This window comes from Enterobacter sp. Tr-810 (assembly GCF_011752765.1).
In the GTDB taxonomy this organism is placed as follows: Bacteria; Pseudomonadota; Gammaproteobacteria; order Enterobacterales; family Enterobacteriaceae; genus Enterobacter; species Enterobacter soli.
In genome coordinates this window covers 152,159-171,155 of record NZ_VWWW01000008.1, presented here as the reverse complement: position 1 = coordinate 171,155, position 18,997 = coordinate 152,159, and the positions used below count along the sequence as shown (strand labels likewise).

Genomic DNA, 18,997 nt, shown 5'->3' with positions numbered 1-18,997 from the left:
TGAATAACATTTTGTTACATTAAGAAGATAAATGTTATCTCTGCCCTGCCGTTGAAGAGCCATACCTTTTCAATAATGAGCAATTTATGATCAGTTTTTTCCGCCGTGCGGGTCTGGGCACTAAGCTATCGCTGCTTACCGGCGTGAGTGTCGCTATTCTTTTCCTGTTCTTCACTTTTCTGCTTAGCCATAAAACCAGCCAGCAGCTTGAAGCCCTTGCAGTCGAAGACCTGCACAACCAGTCCACCGGCATGGTCGATATGGTTCAGATGTTTAACACCAGCCTGAGCGAAGAGGTTGAAAGTTATACCCGACTGTTCAGCACCTTTTTACCTCAGCCGCTTAACATCGATAATAGCCAGAATCGCGCAATCAATGGGATGAACGTCCCCCTGCTGAAAGGTGGTGAAACGGAACTTCATGAAAATAATAGCCTTTCTGACGACTTTCTGAGCCGTACAGGCGCTATCTCAACTCTGTTTGTACGCAGCGGTAACGACTTTGTCCGCGTGGCCACCTCGCTGCGCAAGGAAAACGGCGATCGGGCCATTGGCACCGTGCTGGACACGGCAAGCCCGGCCTTTGCCGCCGTTAGCAAGGGCGAAGTGTATCGCGGCCTGGCATTGCTATTCGGCAAACGCTACATCACCCAATATCAGCCCGTTAAAAACAGCGATGGCCAGGTCATTGCCATTATGTTCGTCGGCGTGGATATCACCCACTCCTGGAACGTCATGCGCGAGAAAATCCTCAACCGCCGTCTGGGTGAGAGCGGCCATTTCTTTGTTCTGGATCGCAGCAACGGAAAAACGCACGGGCAATTCCTGTTCCATTCCAGCGAAGAGGGCCAGTTACCTAAGTGGAGCAACGCAATCCAGCAGCAGTTGATGAGCGATAAATCCGGCACGCTGGAACGCGAAAGCGATGATGGCCGCACCTTGAAAATGGCCTGGACGCCGATGCCTGGCTGGAACTGGACCATTGTGGGCGAAGTGGATAAATCGGTACTTCTCGCCAGCGTGACGACGTTACGTGACCGCTTCCTGCTGGCGGGCGTGGTGTTATCCGCGCTCTTCGCGGGCCTGTTTGTCCTTATCATTCGCAGGATGCTGACGCGCCCACTGCGCGATGTTATCCACCTGGCGCGCCAATATGCCGCCGGTGACCTCCGCGCCAACCTGCCCGTAACACGTCGTGATGAAGTGGGCCAGTTGATCACCGCCATTAACGGGATCGGTGCCGGATTACAAAAAATCGTGCTTCAGGTTCGGGAAGCCGCAGGCGAGATCCACATGGGCACGAACGCACTGGCCTCGGATAGCGGGGAGATCTCAGAGCAGATCAACAAACAGGCCAGCAGCGTGGAAGAAACCTCGGCCAGCATGGAGCAACTTGCCGCGACCGTGCAGCAAAATGCTGCCAACATGGAGCAAACACAGCAACTGGTGGGCGAAACCTCACAGGCCGTGCATCAGGGTGGCAAGACGGTCACCCACGCGGTGGCTACCATGGATGATATTCGCGACGCATCGAAACGTATCGAAGACATCACGCGCGTGATTGAGTCAATTGCATTTCAGACCAATATTCTGGCACTTAATGCGGCGGTTGAGGCGGCGCGCGCCGGGGAGCATGGCAAAGGTTTTGCCGTGGTGGCGCAAGAAGTTCGCGCCCTGGCGGCACGTAGCGCCAATGCGGTGAAAGAGATTGAGCAACTGATTGGCGATACGCTGAACAAAGTGAGTGAAGGCCACGCGCTATCTGAACAGACGCGCCTGGCGATGGATGCCATCATCCTTCATATCGATAACATCAGCCAGCTGGTTACGGAGATTAACCACTCTTCCCACGAGCAGTCGGCGGGGATCCATCAGGTTAACCTTGCCATGACGCACATTGGCGAAGCTTCACATATCAACGCCGACCGCGTTTCACGCAGCGAGCAAACCGCACAAACGCTGCGTGAGAAAGGCTCACACCTCACCCAACTGGTCAGCCTGTTCCAGTTAAAAGACTAACCCACCCTGCCCGTGGCACGCAGCAGCAGGTCATTCTGTACCTGTTCGCTCAGAAGTGAGCCGCCACGGGTATCGAGCATCATGCGGCACCACGCCTGCGCGACCGGCGGCGATGCGTGCCGCAGCATCTGGCTCCCGGCACCCAGCAAAAAGAGCTGTTGCGTGATCTCCCTGCCCTGCGCCTCCTGAGGTTTACGCAGTTTTTGCTGAAGCTGACGCCAGCTACGATCAAAATGCCGATCCTGCCCTTTTACCTGCGCAAAATCCTCACCAAGAAGCTCCAGGATGCCTGGCTGCTTCGTGAGTACCCGCAGGACGTCCAGGCACATGATATTGCCCGAGCCTTCCCAGATGCTGTTCACCGGCATTTCCCGGTACAGGCGTGGAAGTTCGCTCTCTTCGCAATAGCCAATCCCGCCCAGCACCTCCATCGCCTCCGCCACAAATGGGATACCGGCTTTGCACACGCCATATTTTGCTGCCGGGGTGAAAAGCCGCGCCCAGGCCGCTTCCTGCACGTCTTCCCGCGAGTCCCAGGCACGTGCAAGGCGAAACAGCAGCGCAGTTTGTCCCTCAAGCACCAGCGCCATCCGGCTCAGTACATCGCGCATTAAAGGCTGATCGATAAGGTTCTTACCAAATGTCTGTCGCTGATGGGCATGGAACAGCGCCACAGACAACGCCCGGCGCATCAGGCCGTGGCTGCCAAGCGCGCAGTCGAAGCGCGTCATTCCCCCCATCCTGAGAATTTGTCGAATCCCTTCGCCCTCCTCACCCAAAAGCCAGCCAGCGGCGTCCAGAAATTCCACTTCACTGCTGGCATTAGAACGGTTACCCAGCTTATCTTTCAGCCTCTCCAGCCGTACGGCATTGCGCTGCCCGTCAGGTAAAAAGCGCGGGACAAAAAAGCAGGATAACCCCCCTTTCGCCTGGGCCAGCACCAGGTGCGCGTCACTTTGTGGCACCGAGAAAAACCATTTGTGGCCCACCAGCCGGTAACTGCCGTCACTGCTTTTCTCCGCTTTGGTGGTATTGCTGAGAACATCCGAACCACCCTGTTTTTCGGTCATCCCCATACCAATCAACACCCCACGCTTTTGTCCACCTGGCGCGAGATGCGGGTCATAGCGATCGCTGTGCAAAGGCGTGAGCCAGTCACGAAAGATTTTGGGCAGTGCCTGCTGGAGCAACGGCGTGGCGGCGAAGGTCATGGTGACGGGGCAAAGCGTACCCGCTTCTACCTGCGCATGGAGGATAAAGCGTGCCGCCCTGGCAACGAACGAGCCTTTGCGCGCGTCCTCTTCCCACGCCAGATTGTGAACCCGGTTGGCACATAGCCCCTGCATCAGTAAATGCCAGGCAGGGTGAAAACGCACATCATCCAGCCGTTCGCCCGTGGCGTCATAGCGCAGAAGCTCCGGCGGATTGACGTTCGCCAGCCTGCCAAGCTCCAGGGATTCTGCCGTACCCAACTGCTGGCCGATGCTGGCGAGAAATTCCATGTCCCACTCCGCCCCTTCGCGGTTTACCGCTTCACGCAAAGCGCAATCCGAAAGGAAAAGATTGCTGTTGGAAAGCGGCACAGGCTGATTAAAAACCGTATGCGTTTGCCAGTTCATGTTGTGTCCCTCCTTCAGTGGCAATGAAGGTAAGTATGGACAGCACAGGCTAACGCTGCATGGGAGTGGGGTCACAGGGTGGCAATCCCACTGAAATCATTCGTGAAATAGCTCACATAACATAAGAATAAACTATTTCATGGTCAGCTATTTGTTGAATAATTTATTCTTACTCTTCCTGTGAGGATCCTTATGCAACCTTCACACTTTGCGCCGGATGCGCACAAGCGCGCACTCATTGCCGGCTCTATTGGTAATTTCATCGAATGGTATGAATTTGCGGTGTACGGTTTTCTGGCGACCGTGATTGCGAAGAACTTCTTCCAGCTGGAAGGGGACGCGGGGCTGACCAGCCTGATCCTCACCTACGCCTCGTTTGCCATCGCCTTCTTCTTTCGCCCGCTGGGTGCCGTCGTGTTCGGCCGGATAGGTGACAGGATTGGCCGCAAACCCACGTTGATTATTGTCCTGGTGCTGATGACGCTCGCCACCGCCGCAATTGGCATTGTGCCGGTGTATGCGAGCATCGGGATTGCCGCACCGCTGATGATGACGTTGCTTCGCATATTGCAGGGGCTGTTCGCCGGGGGTGAATACGGTGGCGCAGTCTCGCTAATGACCGAGTTTGCGCCACGCGGAAAACGTGGCCTGTACGGCGCATGGCAATCTTTCACCGTGGCGCTGGGGCTGCTGGCGGGTGCGGGTATTGTCGCCCTCCTCTCTGCGTTGCTTACCCCGGAGGCACTGCACGACTGGGGCTGGCGTATTGCGTTCTTCCTGGCTCTGCCGATGGGCGCGGTTGCCCTGTGGCTGCGCGTGAGCATGGAAGAGACGCCAAGCTTCGTCCAGCAACAGGAAAAGCCAGTTGTCGCTCAGGCTCACACTGCGGCGACGCTGAAAGCCATCGTGATGGGGATTGGCCGGGTCATGGTGTGGTCGGCAGCGGGCTATACCTATCTGGTGATCATGCCCACCTACCTCCAGTCGGCGCTGCATACCGGGTTTAATCAGGCATTATTGATTGCGGTGATTTCCAATATCGGCTTTGCACTGACCATCATTCCGTCGGGGATCCTGAGCGACCGGATCGGCCGACGTACCGTGATGCTCATTGCCACCGGGCTGCTTCTGATCCTCGCCTTGCCGCTGCTTAAAATCCTCCAGGCAGAGTCCAGCACGCTGGCGGTAAAAGCAATTGTAGTGCTGGTTGCAGGCGGTCTGGTGGGAATGCTGGCAGGGCCGGGGCCTGCGATGCTCTCAGAGATGTTCCCGACCCGCGTGCGTTATACCGGGCTTGGGCTGGCCTACTCGCTCTCAAACGCTATTTTTTCGGGCTGTGCGGGTTTGATTATCACCGGGCTGATTAAAGAGACAGGCAACCTGGATATTCCGGCGTATTACGTGATGGCTACGGCGGTGGTGAGTATTGTGGCGCTGATGACGCTCAGGAAGGATGACCATTTGCGGTCTTTAGAGGAGTGAGGTTGTTTTGCCGGGTGACGGCTTCGCCTTACCCGGCCTACAAAACCGTAGGCCCGGTAAGCGAAGCGTCACCGGGCGAAAATCAGCTACGCTGACGCACCGCTTCAAACAGGCAAATACCTGTTGCCACAGACACGTTCAAAGACGACACGCTGCCCGCCATCGGGATGCTGATTAGCTCATCGCAGTGTTCGCGCGTCAGACGACGCATCCCTTCACCTTCGGCACCCATCACCAGTGCCAGACGACCGGTCATTTTGCTCTGATACAGAGTATGGTCGGCTTCACCCGCGGTGCCCACGATCCAGATGTTCTCTTCCTGAAGCAGACGCATGGTGCGCGCCAGGTTGGTAACACGGATCAGCGGAACGTTCTCTGCCGCGCCGCAGGCCACTTTTTTGGCCGTGGCGTTCAGCTGTGCAGAGCGATCTTTTGGCACAATAACCGCGTGCACACCGGCCGCATCAGCACTACGCAGACACGCGCCCAGGTTGTGCGGATCGGTCACGCCGTCCAGGATCAGGAAGAACGGGTTATCCAGTTCGGCAATCAGATCCGGCAGATCGTTTTCCTGATACTGACGGCCCGGCTTCACGCGCGCAATAATGCCCTGGTGAACCGCGCCCTCGCTTTTCTCATCCAGGAACTGGCGGTTCGCCAGCTGGATCACCACGCCCTGAGCTTCAAGCGCGTGGATAAGCGGCATCAGACGTTTATCTTCACGCCCTTTCAGAATAAAGACTTCCTGAAAACGCTCCGGCGCGCGCTCCAGCAGGGCTTGCACCGCGTGGATGCCGTAAATCATTTCACTCATTGATGGTTCTCATTATGACGATACTTTTCCCTCTCCCCATGGGGAGAGGGTCAGGGTGAGGGGCGGAATTACTCCGCCTGCGTTTTCTTCGCCGCGCGCTTCGCTTTGGTGGCGGCGGCAATTTTTTGGGTCTTAGCGGAAGGCTTTTTCGCTGAGCGAGCTTCTTTCTTCGCGGCCTTCGGTTTCTTTTTCTTTTCGCCACGGAAGGCGCTGTCCGGCTCGAAGTTTACCTTTTTACCGGCCTGGCGACGCTTGCCGCTGGTGTTACCGTTGCCGCCTTTTTTGGCTTTCTCACGCGCAGTTTTGCCAACATTACGTGGGCCACGCTCGCTGGAAATCAGGCTAAAGTCGATTTTACGCTCGTCCATATTAACGGCTTCGACTTTCACTTCGACACGATCGCCCAGGCGATAAGTCTGGCCGCCGGATTCGCCAATCAGACGCTGGCCAACCTGGTCAAAGCGGTAGTAGTCGTTATCCAGACTGGACACATGCACCAGACCATCGATAAACAGATCGTCGAGACGGACAAAGAAACCAAAGCCGGTCACGCTGGCAATCACGCCCTTGAAGACGTTACCGACCTGATCCAGCATAAAGTCGCATTTCAGCCAGTCGGAGACTTCACGCGTGGCTTCATCAGCGCGGCGTTCAGTCATGGAGCAGTGCTGACCCAGTTGCAGCATCTCTTCCATCGAGTAGTGATAACCACCCGTTTCCGTAGTGTTGCCCTTATGCCCCTGCTCCTGCGCCAGCAGATATTTAATCGCACGGTGCAGAGAGAGATCCGGATAACGGCGGATAGGCGACGTGAAGTGTGCATACGACTGCAACGCCAGGCCAAAGTGACCCCGGTTTTCCGGATCGTAAATGGCCTGCTTCATGGAACGCAGCAGCATGGTTTGCAGCATCTCATGGTCCGGACGGTCACCGATGGACTCCAGCAGTTCAGCGTAATCACGCGGCTCCGGCTTGTTGCCGCCCGGCAGTTCAAGACCCAGCTCGGCCAGAACAGTACGGAATGCGGTAATCGCTTCGGTGCTTGGTTTATCGTGGATACGGAACAGTGCCGGCTCTTTGGCTTTTTCAACGAAACGCGCCGCTGAGATGTTCGCCAGAATCATGCACTCTTCAATCAGCTTGTGCGCATCGTTACGCTGCGTCTGCTCAATACGCTCGATACGACGTTCGGCGTTGAAGATAAACTTCGCCTCTTCGCTTTCGAACGAGATCCCGCCGCGCTCTTCGCGCGCCTGATCCAGCGTCTTGTACAGGTTGTGTAGCTCTTCGATGTGTTTGACCAGCGGCGCGTATTGTTCACGCAGATCCTGGTCGCCCTGGAGCATATGCCAGACCTTGGTATAGGTCAGACGCGCATGAGAGCTCATCACCGCTTCGTAGAACTTATAACCGGTTAAGCGGCCTTTGGTGGAGATAGTCATCTCACACACCATACACAGGCGATCAACCTGCGGGTTCAGGGAACACAGACCGTTAGAGAGCACTTCCGGCAGCATCGGTACAACCTGGGACGGGAAGTAAACCGATGTACCACGACTGCGGGCTTCATTATCCAGCGGCGTATGCGGGCGAACGTAGTAGCTTACGTCGGCGATAGCCACCCACAGGCGCCAGCCGCCACCGCGTTTTTTCTCGCAGTACACGGCGTCATCGAAGTCACGCGCATCTTCACCATCAATCGTGACCAGCGGCAGGGAGCGCAGGTCCACACGGCCTGCTTTGGACTCTTCCGGCACCACTTCTTTCAGGCCGACAATCTGCTCTTCAACGGCTTTTGGCCAAACGTAGGGGATTTCATGGGTACGCAGCGCCATATCAACCGCCATACCCGTGCCCATGTTATCGCCAAGCACTTCAACAATTTTACCGACCGCTTTGGTGCGACGAGTCGGGCGCTGGGTCAGTTCGACGACGACCACAAAGCCCATCCGCGCGCCCATGACCTCTTCAGGCGGGATCAGGATATCGAAACTCAGACGGCTATCATCCGGCACCACAAAACCCACGCCTGCATCGGTAAAATAGCGGCCGACAATCTGGCTGGTCTTCGGTACCAGAATGCGCACCACGCGCGCTTCGCGACGGCCTTTACGATCGGCACCCAGCGGCTGAGCCAGGATTTGATCGCCATGAATGCACATCTTCATCTGTTCGGATGACAGGTACAGGTCGTCTTTACGTCCTTCCACGCGCAGGAAACCGTAGCCGTCACGGTGACCAATGACGATCCCTTTCAGCAGATCAAGACGTTCAGGCAGGGCGTAGCACTGGCGGCGGGTAAAGACCAGTTGCCCGTCGCGCTCCATGGCACGCAGGCGGCGGCGAAGGGCTTCAATTTGCTCTTCACCTTCAATGTTTAATTCAACGGCAAGTTCTTCACGATTGGCGGGTTTTTCGCGCTTTGTTAAGTGTTCAATGATGAACTCGCGGCTTGGGATTGGATTCGCGTATTTTTCGGCTTCGCGTTCCTGGAAAGGATCATGTGACATAGCGGTTCCTCCGTTGTCAGCTCCAGTGGAAATTTTCTTCATTCCACCAGCAATAATTTATAAAGCGGTTGATTCTCTTCAACCAAATCGGCCAGCGTGTAGTTATCCAGTTCCTTGAGAAAACTTTGCACGGCCTTAGAAAGCGCCTGTTTCAGACGACAAGCGGGCGTAATGTGGCAGAACTCGCTGCTGCAATTCACCAGAGACAAGGGCTCCAGTTCACGTACCACATCCCCAACCCGGATACTCTGCGCCGGTTTCCCAAGGCGGATCCCGCCATTCTTCCCGCGGACGGCAGCAACATATCCGGCACGACTAAGTTGATTGATTATTTTGACCATATGATTACGGGACACACCGTAGACCTCTGTTACTTCAGAGATACTGGTCATTTTCCCATCGGGTAACGACGCCATGTAAATCAGCGCGCGTAAGCCGTAATCGGTGAAACTTGTTAACTGCACATCAACCTCAGGAAAAGGGAAAACGCGGTCAAACCGCAGAGATATTCATTAATGATGATAAACCAGCCAGATAGTTGGCGGCTAATTTATTTGAACTGAAAGGGGGAAGGAGAACAAAAAAGCCGGATCCACGTTGCTTATCCGGCCTGTGATGGGTTTTGTAGGCCCGGCAAGCGCAGCGCCGCCGGGCGAAACCATCATTATGCGTCGAACGGGTCGCGCAGGATCATCGTTTCAGTACGATCCGGGCCGGTAGAAATAATATCAATCGGCACTTCGGTCAGTTCTTCAATACGCTTGATGTAATCCAGTGCTGCCTGTGGCAGGCCACTACGCTCTTTCACACCGAAGGTGGTTTCAGACCAGCCCGGCATGGTTTCGTAGATTGGCTCGATGCCTTCCCAGTCGTCAGCTGCCAGCGGAGTGGTCGTCACTTCGCGGCCATCTGGCATCCGGTAGCCCACACAGATTTTCACTTCTTTCAGGCCGTCCAGCACGTCCAGCTTAGTCAGGCAGAAGCCAGAGAGGGAGTTGATCTGCACTGCGCGACGCACTGCAACCGCATCCAGCCAGCCGGTACGACGACGACGACCGGTGGTCGCGCCAAACTCGTTACCCTGCTTGCACAGGAACTCGCCGATATCATCAAACAGCTCAGTCGGGAACGGACCTGCACCCACGCGAGTGGAGTATGCTTTGATGATGCCCAGAACGTAATCCACATAACGCGGACCCAGGCCAGAGCCGGTCGCCACGCCACCTGCGGTGGTGTTAGAGGAGGTTACGTACGGATAGGTACCATGGTCGATATCCAGCAGCGTACCCTGCGCACCTTCGAACATGACGAAATCGCCACGCTTGCGCGCCTGGTCCAGCAGATCGGACACATCAACAACCATACCGGTCAGGATGTCAGCAATCGCCATGACGTCATCCAGCACTTTCTGGTAGTCAACAGCGTCAGCTTTGTAGAAGTTCACCAGCTGGAAGTTGTGATATTCCATCACTTCTTTCAGTTTGTCAGCGAAGGTTGCTTTGTCGAAGAGGTCGCCTACGCGCAGACCGCGACGTGCAACTTTGTCTTCGTAAGCTGGCCCAATACCACGGCCAGTGGTGCCGATAGCTTTCGCGCCACGCGCTTTTTCACGCGCTACGTCCAGCGCCACATGATAATCCAGGATCAGCGGGCACGCTTCAGAGAGCAGCAGACGCTCACGAACAGGGATACCACGGTCTTCCAGACCTTTCATCTCTTTCATCAGCGCAGCTGGAGACAGCACAACGCCGTTACCGATGATGCTGGTGACGTTTTCGCGAAGAATACCTGATGGAATAAGATGGAGGACGGTTTTTTCACCGTTGATTACGAGAGTATGGCCTGCGTTGTGACCGCCCTGGTAGCGTACAACATATTTAGCCCGTTCAGTCAGAAGATCAACAATCTTCCCTTTACCTTCGTCACCCCATTGGGTGCCCAGTACGACGACGTTGTTACCCATTTTTTCAAAATCACCGTTTGCTTAAAAATGGATTCTACCATCGCTTTTTCAGATATACAGCACTTTTTGACCCCAAAACATGCCAAATCCGACCACTTTTTGATCAGCCAATCGTTTTCCTCAACATGTAGTAGATAACGATGCCGGCAACCACAAGACCACCGCCAAATCGGCGCAAAATATTATCCGGAAGCTGGCTCATTGTGGCGATCATACGACGCCAGGCACGCGGATAAAGCATTGGGCCCAACCCTTCCAGGACTAAAACAAGTGCCAGCGCCAGCCAGATCGTTGAATTCATTTTGGTTCCTTATAAAAGAAAACCACCGCTCCGTTGAGAGCGGTGGTTTGAAAACTCAAACGAGCCTGAGTTTATCGCGTTGCGTTAGCTGGCGTCTTCATATAACGGAAGAAATCGCTGTCCGGGCTGAGCACCATCACATCCTGGTTGCTCTGGAAGCTATTCTCGTAAGCACGCAGGCTACGGATGAAAGCATAGAAGTCTGGATCCTGGCTGAAGGCATCAGCGAACAGTTTCGCCGCTTCGGCATCACCTTCACCGCGCAGGATACGACCCTGGCGTTCAGACTCGGCAAGCGTCTTGGTCACTTCGTAGTCCGCGGCAGCGCGCAGCTTCTCAGCCTCTTCCTGACCCTGTGAACGGTGACGACGGGCTACCGCTTCACGCTCAGCGCGCATACGGTTGTAAATCGCCTCAGACACTTCAGCAGGCAGGTTGATTTGCTTGATACGCACGTCAACCACTTCGATACCCAGTGCAGCCATACTGTTCGGGTTAATCACCGGCACTTTGCCGTTGGTTTCAGCCTGAACACGTTCTGCTGCTTTGGCAATCGCGTCATCCGCGGCCGGGGTAGAAACTTCGTCTTCCGTGCCCGCTGTACCGGAGTTCAGCGCATCACGCACTTCCAGCGTCAGACGACCACGGGAGTCGGTCACGATGTCTTTCACATCCAGACGACCAATCTCAGAACGCAGACGGTCAGAGAACTTACGTTTCAACAGCACTTCTGCCTGAGAAACATCACCACCGCCTGTCGCCAGGAAGTAACGGCTGAAATCACTGATGCGCCATTTGATATAGGAATCAACGATCAGGTCTTTCTTCTCTTTGGTCACGAAACGATCGGCCTGGTTATCCATGGTCTGGATACGCGCATCAAGCGTTTTCACAGACTGAATGAAAGGCACCTTGAAGTGCAGACCCGGCTCATAAATCACCGGACGCTTGTCACCATCACGGACGACGCTGCTGAACTGGAACTTAATCCCACGTTCACCCTCTTTCACAACGAAAATAGAGGTATAAAGCACGACCAATACGATGATGATGATCGCAATAACTGACTTACGCATCCTTATTCCCCCTGACGCTGGTAGTCGTTACGCTGCGCGTTAGCACGGCGTTGGTCCATGATGTCACCATCGTTCGAAGAAGGCGTTGTAGTCGCACTGGAGCTACCTGATGACGCTGGCGGCAGACGCAGCAGGTTGTTAGCACCGCTGTTGTCTGACGACTTCGCCGCAGGCGCAGAACCGCCTTTCAGCATCTGATCCAACGGCAGCACCATCAGGTTTCCACCTTTGCTGTCGTTAACCAGCACTTTACGCGTATGGCTCAGCACTTTTTCCATGGTCTCGATATACAGACGTTCACGGGTAATTTCCGGAGCCGCTTTATATTCCGGCAGGATCTTCGCGAAACGAGCCACTTCACCCTGAGCTTCCAGGATGGTCTGAGTCTTGTATGCACGCGCTTCTTCAAGAATACGCTGCGCCTGACCGTTAGCACGCGGCTGAACTTCGTTGGTGTAGGCTTCCGCTTCACGGATGTACTGCTGTTCGTTTTCACGTGCAGCAATCGCATCATCAAACGCCGCTTTCACCTCTTCCGGCGGACGAGCAGCCTGGAAGTTAACGTCCAGCAGGGTGATACCCATGTTGTATGGGCGAATGGTCTCTTCCAGCTCACGCTGAGTATCGCTACGAATAACGGTACGACCTTCGGTCAGGATGCGATCCATGGTGTATTTACCGATAACACCACGCAGCGCGCTGTCGGTTGCCTGACGCAGGCTGTCATCCGCACTGGTCACGCTAAACAGATAACGTTCAGGGTCGGTCACGCGGTACTGCACGTTCATCTCAACGCGCACCACGTTTTCGTCAGACGTCAGCATCACGCCAGAGGCGGCCAGTTCACGCACGGACTCCACGTTTACCGCGGTCACGTCGTCAATGAACGTTGGCTTCCAGTTCAGGCCCGGTTCAACCAGATGGCTGAACTTACCGAAACGGGTGACTACGCCGCGTTCTGCTTCTTTAATGGTGTAGAATCCGCTGGCAGCCCAGATGATCACCACAGCAGCGGCAGCAATGCCCACTATGCGGCCACCCATTTGCGGGCGCGGCCCCTGTGGTGCATTACCACCCGAGCCAGAACCTTTACCTCCGCCAAGGCCACCAAGCTTCTTGCTTAGTTTGCGGAAGATATCATCCAGATCCGGCGGCCCCTGCTCGCGACCACCTTTGTTGCCATTTCCCCCAGAGTTGCCGCCTTGATTATTGCTGCTTCCCCACGGGTCGCGGTCTTGTCCGTTATTACCGGGCTGATTCCACGCCATGTATATGCTCCATATTTGTTATGCAAGGGCGAATTATTCAGGCATCCCCTTTCTGGTCAGACGATATAGTCCACCAGCGCAGGTTCTTGTTTACAGAGGCGACGCCAGTCAACGATCGGCATACGCACCTGCATCCCCACGCTGCCGTCATCCTCCATCCACTCTTTTTCTATCGCCTGAAGCTGATAAAACCGGCTGCGCAGCCTGCCTTCCTGTGGCGGCAATCGCAGCGTGTGCTGGGCTACCTCACCGGAAAGACGTTCTGTCAAAGCCTGGAAAAGCAGTGGCACACCAATACCGGTCTGAGCGGAAAGCCAGACCCGAATCGGTTTGTTCTCTTCATCTCGGTCAATACGCGGCTCAAAATCTTCCAGCATATCGATCTTGTTCATCACCAACAGCGTTGGGATTTCGTGGGCGTCAATTTCTTCCAGCACCACGTTTACTGCATCAATATTTTCCTGCACACGAACGTCTGCTGCGTCAATAACGTGCAGCAACAGGGTCGCCTGTCGTGTTTCCTGCAATGTGGCCTTAAACGCCGCCACCAGGTCATGCGGCAGATGGCGGATAAACCCAACCGTATCCGCCAGAACAGTTTCACCTACGTCTGCAACATCAATACGACGCAGCGTAGGGTCCAGGGTCGCAAACAGTTGGTCTGCGGCATAAACCTGGGCCTCAGTAATCTGGTTAAACAGGGTGGATTTACCGGCGTTGGTATACCCCACCAGCGACACCGTCGGGATGTCGGCTTTTGTTCGCGCCCGACGCCCCTGCTCACGCTGTTTCGCTACTCTTTCCAGCCGCGAGAGGATCTGGGTAATACGGCCACGCAACAGACGGCGGTCGGTTTCGAGCTGGGTTTCACCCGGACCGCGCAAACCAATCCCGCCTTTTTGTCTTTCAAGGTGGGTCCAGCCACGCACCAGGCGCGTCGCCAGATGACGCAGCTGCGCCAGCTCAACCTGCAACTTACCTTCGTGGGTACGCGCACGCTGAGCAAAAATATCTAAAATCAATCCCGTGCGATCGATAACACGGCATTCGCAAAGGGCTTCCAGGTTGCGCTCCTGGGCTGGAGACAGCGCATGATCAAACAACACGACTGACGCGCCGGTTGCTTTTACGGCATCCGCAATTTCGACTGCTTTACCTTCACCAACAAAATACTTCGGGTGCGGCGCTTTACGGCTACCGGTAATCACCTGCATTGCTTCGACACCGGCGGAAGAGACCAGAGATTCAAACTCCTGGAGGTCTTCCATATCTTTGTCTTGCGAAAAATAGATGTGTACCAGCACCGCCTGCTCACCGGCATCATAACGGTCAAACAAGCGTATAACCCTCTAAAAAGATCAGCGGGGAACGCAGGATCGCTGGCTCCCCGTGTGGATAACAGCCGGAGAACTTATTCGTTCTCTTCGCTGTCCTGCGCCGGCGTTGAAGAACCCTGCGCGTTGCTGCCATGATGGTAGTTACTGCCTGTGCCGCCGCCAGCGTTATTGCTGTGATGGGAGACCGGACGGGACGGAACAACAGTAGAGATAGCGTGCTTGTAGACCATCTGACTGACCGTGTTTTTCAACAGGATCACGAACTGATCGAAAGACTCAATCTGACCTTGCAGCTTAATACCATTCACCAAATAAATAGAAACTGGAACACGTTCCCGACGCAATGCGTTCAGGAACGGATCTTGTAAAGATTGCCCCTTAGCCATTCTATCTTTTCCTTATATGCTTGTTTTGTACTTAGAACCTTGCGATTCTGAAAAATTGCGCACGATACGGCTTAATTGTACACATTCAGTGAGCGATATCACCAACAACCTCAATCACTTCGTTTAGCGCTTGTTGCGGTTTTTCACTGTCTAACCAGTGAACACCCTCCCAACCGCGTAACCAGGTGATCTGGCGCTTCGCTAACTGTCTCGTGGCGCAAACACCTCGATAAACCATTTCATCGTATGAAATCTCACCTTCAAGATACGACCACATCTGGCGGTATCCCACACAACGAATGGAAGGCATATCCGTATGCAAATCTCCACGGGCAAAAAGCGCCCGCACTTCTGCTTCAAAATCTGAAGCTAACATCTGATGAAAACGCTGCTCAATTCGCTGATGGAGCAGTTCACGGCTCGCCGGGGCGATGGCGAACTGATGCACCTGATACGGCAGAGCTTCTCCTGACGTTTGCGTCAGTTCCGTTAAAGTTTTACCCGAAATGAAAAAAACTTCCAGTGCCCGGGAAAGCCTTTGCGGATCATTTGGATGAATCCGTGCTGCGGCAACCGGGTCAATCTCCTCCAGTTGCTTGTGCAAAACGTCCCATCCTTGCTCTGCCGCCTGCTGCTCAATCTTCGCTCTTACCTCGGGATCCGCTGATGGCAAAGGTGATAACCCTTCCAGCAGCGCCTTAAAGTAGAGCATTGTCCCGCCAACCAGCAGCGGAATTCGTCCCGCAGCGGTTATCTCGGCCATCTGCTCCAGCGCATCGCGGCGAAAATCAGCTGCGGAATACGCTTGCGACGGGTCGAGAATATCGAGCAACCGGTGCGGTGCCGCACGCAGTTCTTCTGCGTTTGGCTTTGCCGTGCCGATATCCATCCCTCGATAGATGAGGGCAGAATCGACGCTAATCAACTCTACGGGCAAAACTTTACGTAACTCAATGGCTAATGCCGTTTTGCCGGAGGCCGTTGGCCCCATCAAAAATAGTGCCTTAGGCAGGCTCGCCTTGCTTACATCAATCATGTTTCAGGGCGGTCATCGCCGTTTGTAAATCAACAGGTTGCAATAATCCACCCGGCGGCGTTTTCACCAGTTGCGGACAAAGTCGTTCGACCTCTGCCAGCACGGTAATCGCCTGCGCCATACTCCACGGATTATGTTCACTCGCCAGATGGCGGGCTATCCACTGCGCGGTATTAGCGGCAACAAACGTCGTTTGCTGCGCCAGGTAGCCTATCAGTTCAGGAATCAAGTTTTGTAAATTTTGTTGGCGTAAGGGTAAAGGCACTGCACGAATTGTCACATGCTGTGCTTCTAACACAAATTCAATGCCCATTTCCGCGAGTTGCTCTGTAGCACGCTGTAATACCGACAGTTCTTGTGGGGATATTTTTAAGCGCACCGGGATTAACAGCGGTTGTGCACACGCCGCATTTGCCCCCGGCGTCAGCTGCGCTTGCTTGAGCCAACGCTCAGCAACCGGCAGAGCGAGTAGCGCCAGCTTGCCCTCACGTTCGAGCAACGCCATATCCGGGGCGACAATGGTTAATACTCGTCCAAAGCTCTGGCTATGCCCTTCCAGTGAAGGTGTCGGAACCTCAATATGCTCTTTACGTTCCACGGCTGGGGTGTCGAGCAATTTACGGTACAACGCCCCCTGCTGTTTTTGGTAGCCGGGCTGAGCGTTTGGATAGTTAGCCCCTGTCGGGCGTGGAGTGTTAGTGTTCCCCACCGACGAGAAACGCGGTGCCGCCGGTTCACGCGCAACCGCAGGTTCAGCAAAATGGTTACGCCCCGCAGCCACACGGTTTTCCGGCAGCAGGCGCGGCGCAGGCTCTTCATTTTGCAGCGGCAATGCGGGTTCGGCCTGCTGCTGCAATACGCTCAGCACGCCCTGATAGATAAAATCATGCACAAGACGCGACTGGTGAAAACGCACTTCATGCTTGGCAGGATGCACGTTCACGTCAACCTGATGCGGGTCAATCTCCAGATACAGCACAAACGCGGGCTGCTGATCGGCCCCGAGCTTGTCTTCACACGCCTGGCGAATAGCGTGGTTAATCAGGCGGTCACGCATCATACGGCCATTCACATAGCAATACTGGATCTCCGCGAATGCCGCGCTGGATGCTTTAGGATCGGCCACCCAGCCGCGCAGAGCCAGATCGCCATGCTGCCACTCGATCGCCAGTGCTTGCTCCAGAAACGGCATCCCGCAAATAGCGCCCAGGCGGCGCTCTTTCTGTCCACCTTCCGCCACGGCACGGTACTGGCGCATCACCTTGCCGTTATGGCTGAGGTTAATGGTGACATCAAAGCGAGCCAGTGCAATACGACGGATAATTTCATCGATATGACCAAATTCAGTCTTTTCGGTGCGCATGAATTTGCGCCGGGCAGGCGTGTTGTAGAACAGATCTAACACTTCCAGCGTGGTGCCAACAGGATGGGCCGCGGGCTTGACCGTCACGTCCATGTCGCGCCCTTCGGCGTAGGCTTGCCAGGCTTCTTGCTGTTCAGCCGTGCGGGAGGTCAGCGTCAGACGGGAAACGGAGCTGATACTGGCCAGCGCCTCGCCGCGAAAGCCGAGGCTAATGATGGCTTCCAGATCGTCAAGCGAGGCAATTTTACTGGTGGCATGACGCGCCAGCGCCAGCGCCAGCTCGTCTTTTTTGATGCCACAGCCGTTGTCACGAATGCGGATAAGCTTTGCGCCACCGCGTTCGATATCAATATCGATGCGGGTTGCCCCCGCATCAAGACTGTTTTCCACCAGCTCTTTCACCACCGACGCAGGTCGTTCCACCACCTCACCGGCGGCGATTTGGTTCGCAAGCTGCGGCGGTAGAACCTGAATCGGCATGAATGCTCCTTAGTTTGTCGCGGTCATCTCACCCGGCAGCGCCGCACTGGCCGTCTGCCCTGTACCGCCCTGTGGCGCGGACTGCAACGGATGCGCATTAAAGTATTTGCGCAGACCATTATAAATCGCATCAGCAATCTGCTGCTGATAGCTATCGCTCCCCAGCAAGCGCTCTTCACCGTTATTGCTGATGAAGCCCGTCTCGACGAGGATGGATGGAATATCTGGCGAACGTAACACGCCCAGGCTTGCATGTTCCGGGCGACGTTTATGCAACACACCCACGCTTTGCAACTGGCTCAATACGTTAGTCGCCACATCATACCCGACGCGTTGCGAATGGCCGAATTGTAAATCCAGAACCGCCTGGCTGAGGTACGGATCAGACTGACTATTTGCCAGCACATCACCCGCGCCGCCTAACAGTTCGGACTGCTTCTCATGCTGTTCCAGCCAGCCGGCCATTTCGCTGTTAGCGCGACGGTTGGAAAGCACCCAGACAGACGCCCCGGTGGCATCACGGTTTGGCGCAGCATCCGCATGAATCGACACCAGGAAGTTCGCATTCTGTTTACGCGCCACATCCGAACGCCCCATCACGGAGATAAAATAATCGCCGTCACGGGTCAGCACGCCTTTGAACATCGGGTCATCGTTGAGCAATGCACGTAACTTACGGGCAATCGCGATAGTGACATTTTTTTCCTGCGTGCCGCCCGGCCCGATAGCGCCCGGGTCTTGCCCGCCATGCCCGGCGTCGATAGCGATAATCACTTTATCGCCACTCACCGCACGCGTGCTGGCCGCAGGGCGTGTTGCCGTATTGCTGCTGGTCACGCTAGTGATACGGTCATTCTCTGATTTAAACGGATTCCGCGCCGGCGTGGATGGACGCGGCGTATATACCGGCTCTTCCACACGTTTTACCACCACTGGTGGTGGTGGCGGCGGTGGTGGCGCGTCAGCATTGATGGTAAAGACCACCGTATAGTTCGCGCCATTCTGCTGCTTCACCGCCTGCGTTTTGCCCTTTTCGGTCAAATCGACCACCAGCCGTAACGACTGATCGTCTTTTGCCGTGCCAGAGCGAATACGTTTTACCAGGTTATTCCCGCTAAATTGCAGCGGCAACCCCTGGACCACACCCGTTTGCTTGATATCCAGCGCCACGCTGTGACTATCGATTTGGGAAAACGCATACTCAGGATCGCCCATAAAGCTGAACGTAATCCGCGCCTGGCTTTCACCGTTCGATACCTGAATATCTGAGAGACTGGCCGCGCCGGCATGCGCGCACAGCAACACCGTTGCAGCCAATAACCAACCTTTAACGCGATTAATCAT

15 protein-coding genes are annotated in these 18,997 nt (G+C 55.2%); 2 read left to right on the top strand and 13 right to left on the bottom strand.

The features are described from left to right. Nucleotides 1–86: 86 nt before the first annotated feature. Complete coding sequence (locus F3J30_RS20030) at nucleotides 87–2,018, top strand: methyl-accepting chemotaxis protein (RefSeq protein WP_166718325.1); 1,932 nt, start codon at nucleotides 87–89, stop codon at nucleotides 2,016–2,018. On the opposite strand, the gene F3J30_RS20025 is transcribed toward F3J30_RS20030, so the two are convergent. Further along, on the bottom strand, nucleotides 2,015–3,637 hold the full coding sequence (locus F3J30_RS20025; RefSeq protein ID WP_166718324.1) for an isovaleryl-CoA dehydrogenase: 1,623 nt from the start codon (nucleotides 3,635–3,637) through the stop codon (nucleotides 2,015–2,017). The genes F3J30_RS20030 and F3J30_RS20025 overlap by 4 nt on opposite strands. Before the next feature lie 192 nt (nucleotides 3,638–3,829). Here F3J30_RS20025 and F3J30_RS20020 point away from each other — a divergent pair, with 192 nt between their 5' ends. After that, nucleotides 3,830–5,119, top strand: coding sequence for an MFS transporter (locus F3J30_RS20020; RefSeq protein WP_166718323.1), 1,290 nt, complete (start codon nucleotides 3,830–3,832; stop codon nucleotides 5,117–5,119). 82 nt (nucleotides 5,120–5,201) lie between these two features. Here F3J30_RS20020 and rlmB read toward each other — a convergent pair whose 3' ends face one another. The 12 genes from rlmB to amiB form a co-directional block, all read right to left on the bottom strand. Continuing rightward, complete coding sequence (gene rlmB / locus F3J30_RS20015) at nucleotides 5,202–5,933, bottom strand: 23S rRNA (guanosine(2251)-2'-O)-methyltransferase RlmB (RefSeq protein ID WP_058840431.1); 732 nt, start codon at nucleotides 5,931–5,933, stop codon at nucleotides 5,202–5,204. 68 nt (nucleotides 5,934–6,001) lie between these two features. After that, nucleotides 6,002–8,443 (bottom strand): ribonuclease R, encoded by a 2,442-nt coding sequence (rnr, locus tag F3J30_RS20010; RefSeq protein ID WP_166718322.1) that lies wholly within the window; start codon nucleotides 8,441–8,443, stop codon nucleotides 6,002–6,004. A gap of 38 nt (nucleotides 8,444–8,481) precedes the next feature. Further along, nucleotides 8,482–8,907: a nitric oxide-sensing transcriptional repressor NsrR gene (nsrR, locus tag F3J30_RS20005; RefSeq protein WP_014068620.1), complete on the bottom strand. Its 426-nt coding sequence runs from the start codon at nucleotides 8,905–8,907 to the stop codon at nucleotides 8,482–8,484. A 200-nt stretch (nucleotides 8,908–9,107) separates the two neighbouring features. After that, complete coding sequence (locus F3J30_RS20000) at nucleotides 9,108–10,406, bottom strand: adenylosuccinate synthase (protein ID WP_014068619.1); 1,299 nt, start codon at nucleotides 10,404–10,406, stop codon at nucleotides 9,108–9,110. Between the two features lie 103 nt (nucleotides 10,407–10,509). Then, entirely contained in the window at nucleotides 10,510–10,707 is a 198-nt protein-coding gene (locus F3J30_RS19995) for a DUF2065 domain-containing protein (protein WP_003855996.1), read from the bottom strand. Between the two features lie 71 nt (nucleotides 10,708–10,778). Then, nucleotides 10,779–11,783, bottom strand: coding sequence for a protease modulator HflC (hflC, locus tag F3J30_RS19990; RefSeq protein WP_014068618.1), 1,005 nt, complete (start codon nucleotides 11,781–11,783; stop codon nucleotides 10,779–10,781). Nucleotides 11,784–11,785: 2 nt separating this feature from the next. Beyond that, nucleotides 11,786–13,051, bottom strand: a complete 1,266-nt coding sequence (gene hflK / locus F3J30_RS19985; protein WP_014068617.1) for an FtsH protease activity modulator HflK — start codon at nucleotides 13,049–13,051, stop codon at nucleotides 11,786–11,788. Nucleotides 13,052–13,107: 56 nt separating this feature from the next. After that, nucleotides 13,108–14,388, bottom strand: a complete 1,281-nt coding sequence (hflX, locus tag F3J30_RS19980) for a ribosome rescue GTPase HflX (RefSeq protein ID WP_166718321.1) — start codon at nucleotides 14,386–14,388, stop codon at nucleotides 13,108–13,110. Nucleotides 14,389–14,462: 74 nt separating this feature from the next. After that, nucleotides 14,463–14,774, bottom strand: coding sequence for an RNA chaperone Hfq (gene hfq, locus F3J30_RS19975; protein ID WP_014068615.1), 312 nt, complete (start codon nucleotides 14,772–14,774; stop codon nucleotides 14,463–14,465). An 85-nt stretch (nucleotides 14,775–14,859) separates the two neighbouring features. Beyond that, nucleotides 14,860–15,810, bottom strand: a complete 951-nt coding sequence (gene miaA / locus F3J30_RS19970) for a tRNA (adenosine(37)-N6)-dimethylallyltransferase MiaA (protein WP_014068614.1) — start codon at nucleotides 15,808–15,810, stop codon at nucleotides 14,860–14,862. Further along, nucleotides 15,803–17,653, bottom strand: coding sequence for a DNA mismatch repair endonuclease MutL (gene mutL / locus F3J30_RS19965; RefSeq protein ID WP_166718320.1), 1,851 nt, complete (start codon nucleotides 17,651–17,653; stop codon nucleotides 15,803–15,805). The genes miaA and mutL overlap by 8 nt, the downstream gene beginning before the upstream one ends. A gap of 9 nt (nucleotides 17,654–17,662) precedes the next feature. Next, on the bottom strand, nucleotides 17,663–18,997 hold the full coding sequence (gene amiB / locus F3J30_RS19960) for an N-acetylmuramoyl-L-alanine amidase AmiB (protein WP_166718319.1): 1,335 nt from the start codon (nucleotides 18,995–18,997) through the stop codon (nucleotides 17,663–17,665).

Bases quoted from the DNA above. Each gene is read 5' to 3' on its own strand.
- F3J30_RS20030 (WP_166718325.1), top strand. From the start codon at position 87: ATGATCAGTTTTTTCCGCCGTGCGGGTCTGGGCACTAAGCTATCGCTG.
- F3J30_RS20025 (WP_166718324.1), bottom strand. From the start codon at position 3,637: ATGAACTGGCAAACGCATACGGTTTTTAATCAGCCTGTGCCGCTTTCC.
- F3J30_RS20020 (WP_166718323.1), top strand. From the start codon at position 3,830: ATGCAACCTTCACACTTTGCGCCGGATGCGCACAAGCGCGCACTCATT.
- rlmB (WP_058840431.1), bottom strand. From the start codon at position 5,933: ATGAGTGAAATGATTTACGGCATCCACGCGGTGCAAGCCCTGCTGGAG.
- rnr (WP_166718322.1), bottom strand. From the start codon at position 8,443: ATGTCACATGATCCTTTCCAGGAACGCGAAGCCGAAAAATACGCGAAT.
- F3J30_RS20000 (WP_014068619.1), bottom strand. From the start codon at position 10,406: ATGGGTAACAACGTCGTCGTACTGGGCACCCAATGGGGTGACGAAGGT.
- F3J30_RS19995 (WP_003855996.1), bottom strand. From the start codon at position 10,707: ATGAATTCAACGATCTGGCTGGCGCTGGCACTTGTTTTAGTCCTGGAA.
- hflC (WP_014068618.1), bottom strand. From the start codon at position 11,783: ATGCGTAAGTCAGTTATTGCGATCATCATCATCGTATTGGTCGTGCTT.
- hflK (WP_014068617.1), bottom strand. From the start codon at position 13,051: ATGGCGTGGAATCAGCCCGGTAATAACGGACAAGACCGCGACCCGTGG.
- hfq (WP_014068615.1), bottom strand. From the start codon at position 14,774: ATGGCTAAGGGGCAATCTTTACAAGATCCGTTCCTGAACGCATTGCGT.
- miaA (WP_014068614.1), bottom strand. From the start codon at position 15,810: ATGATTGATGTAAGCAAGGCGAGCCTGCCTAAGGCACTATTTTTGATG.
- mutL (WP_166718320.1), bottom strand. From the start codon at position 17,653: ATGCCGATTCAGGTTCTACCGCCGCAGCTTGCGAACCAAATCGCCGCC.
- amiB (WP_166718319.1), bottom strand. From the start codon at position 18,997: ATGATTAATCGCGTTAAAGGTTGGTTATTGGCTGCAACGGTGTTGCTG.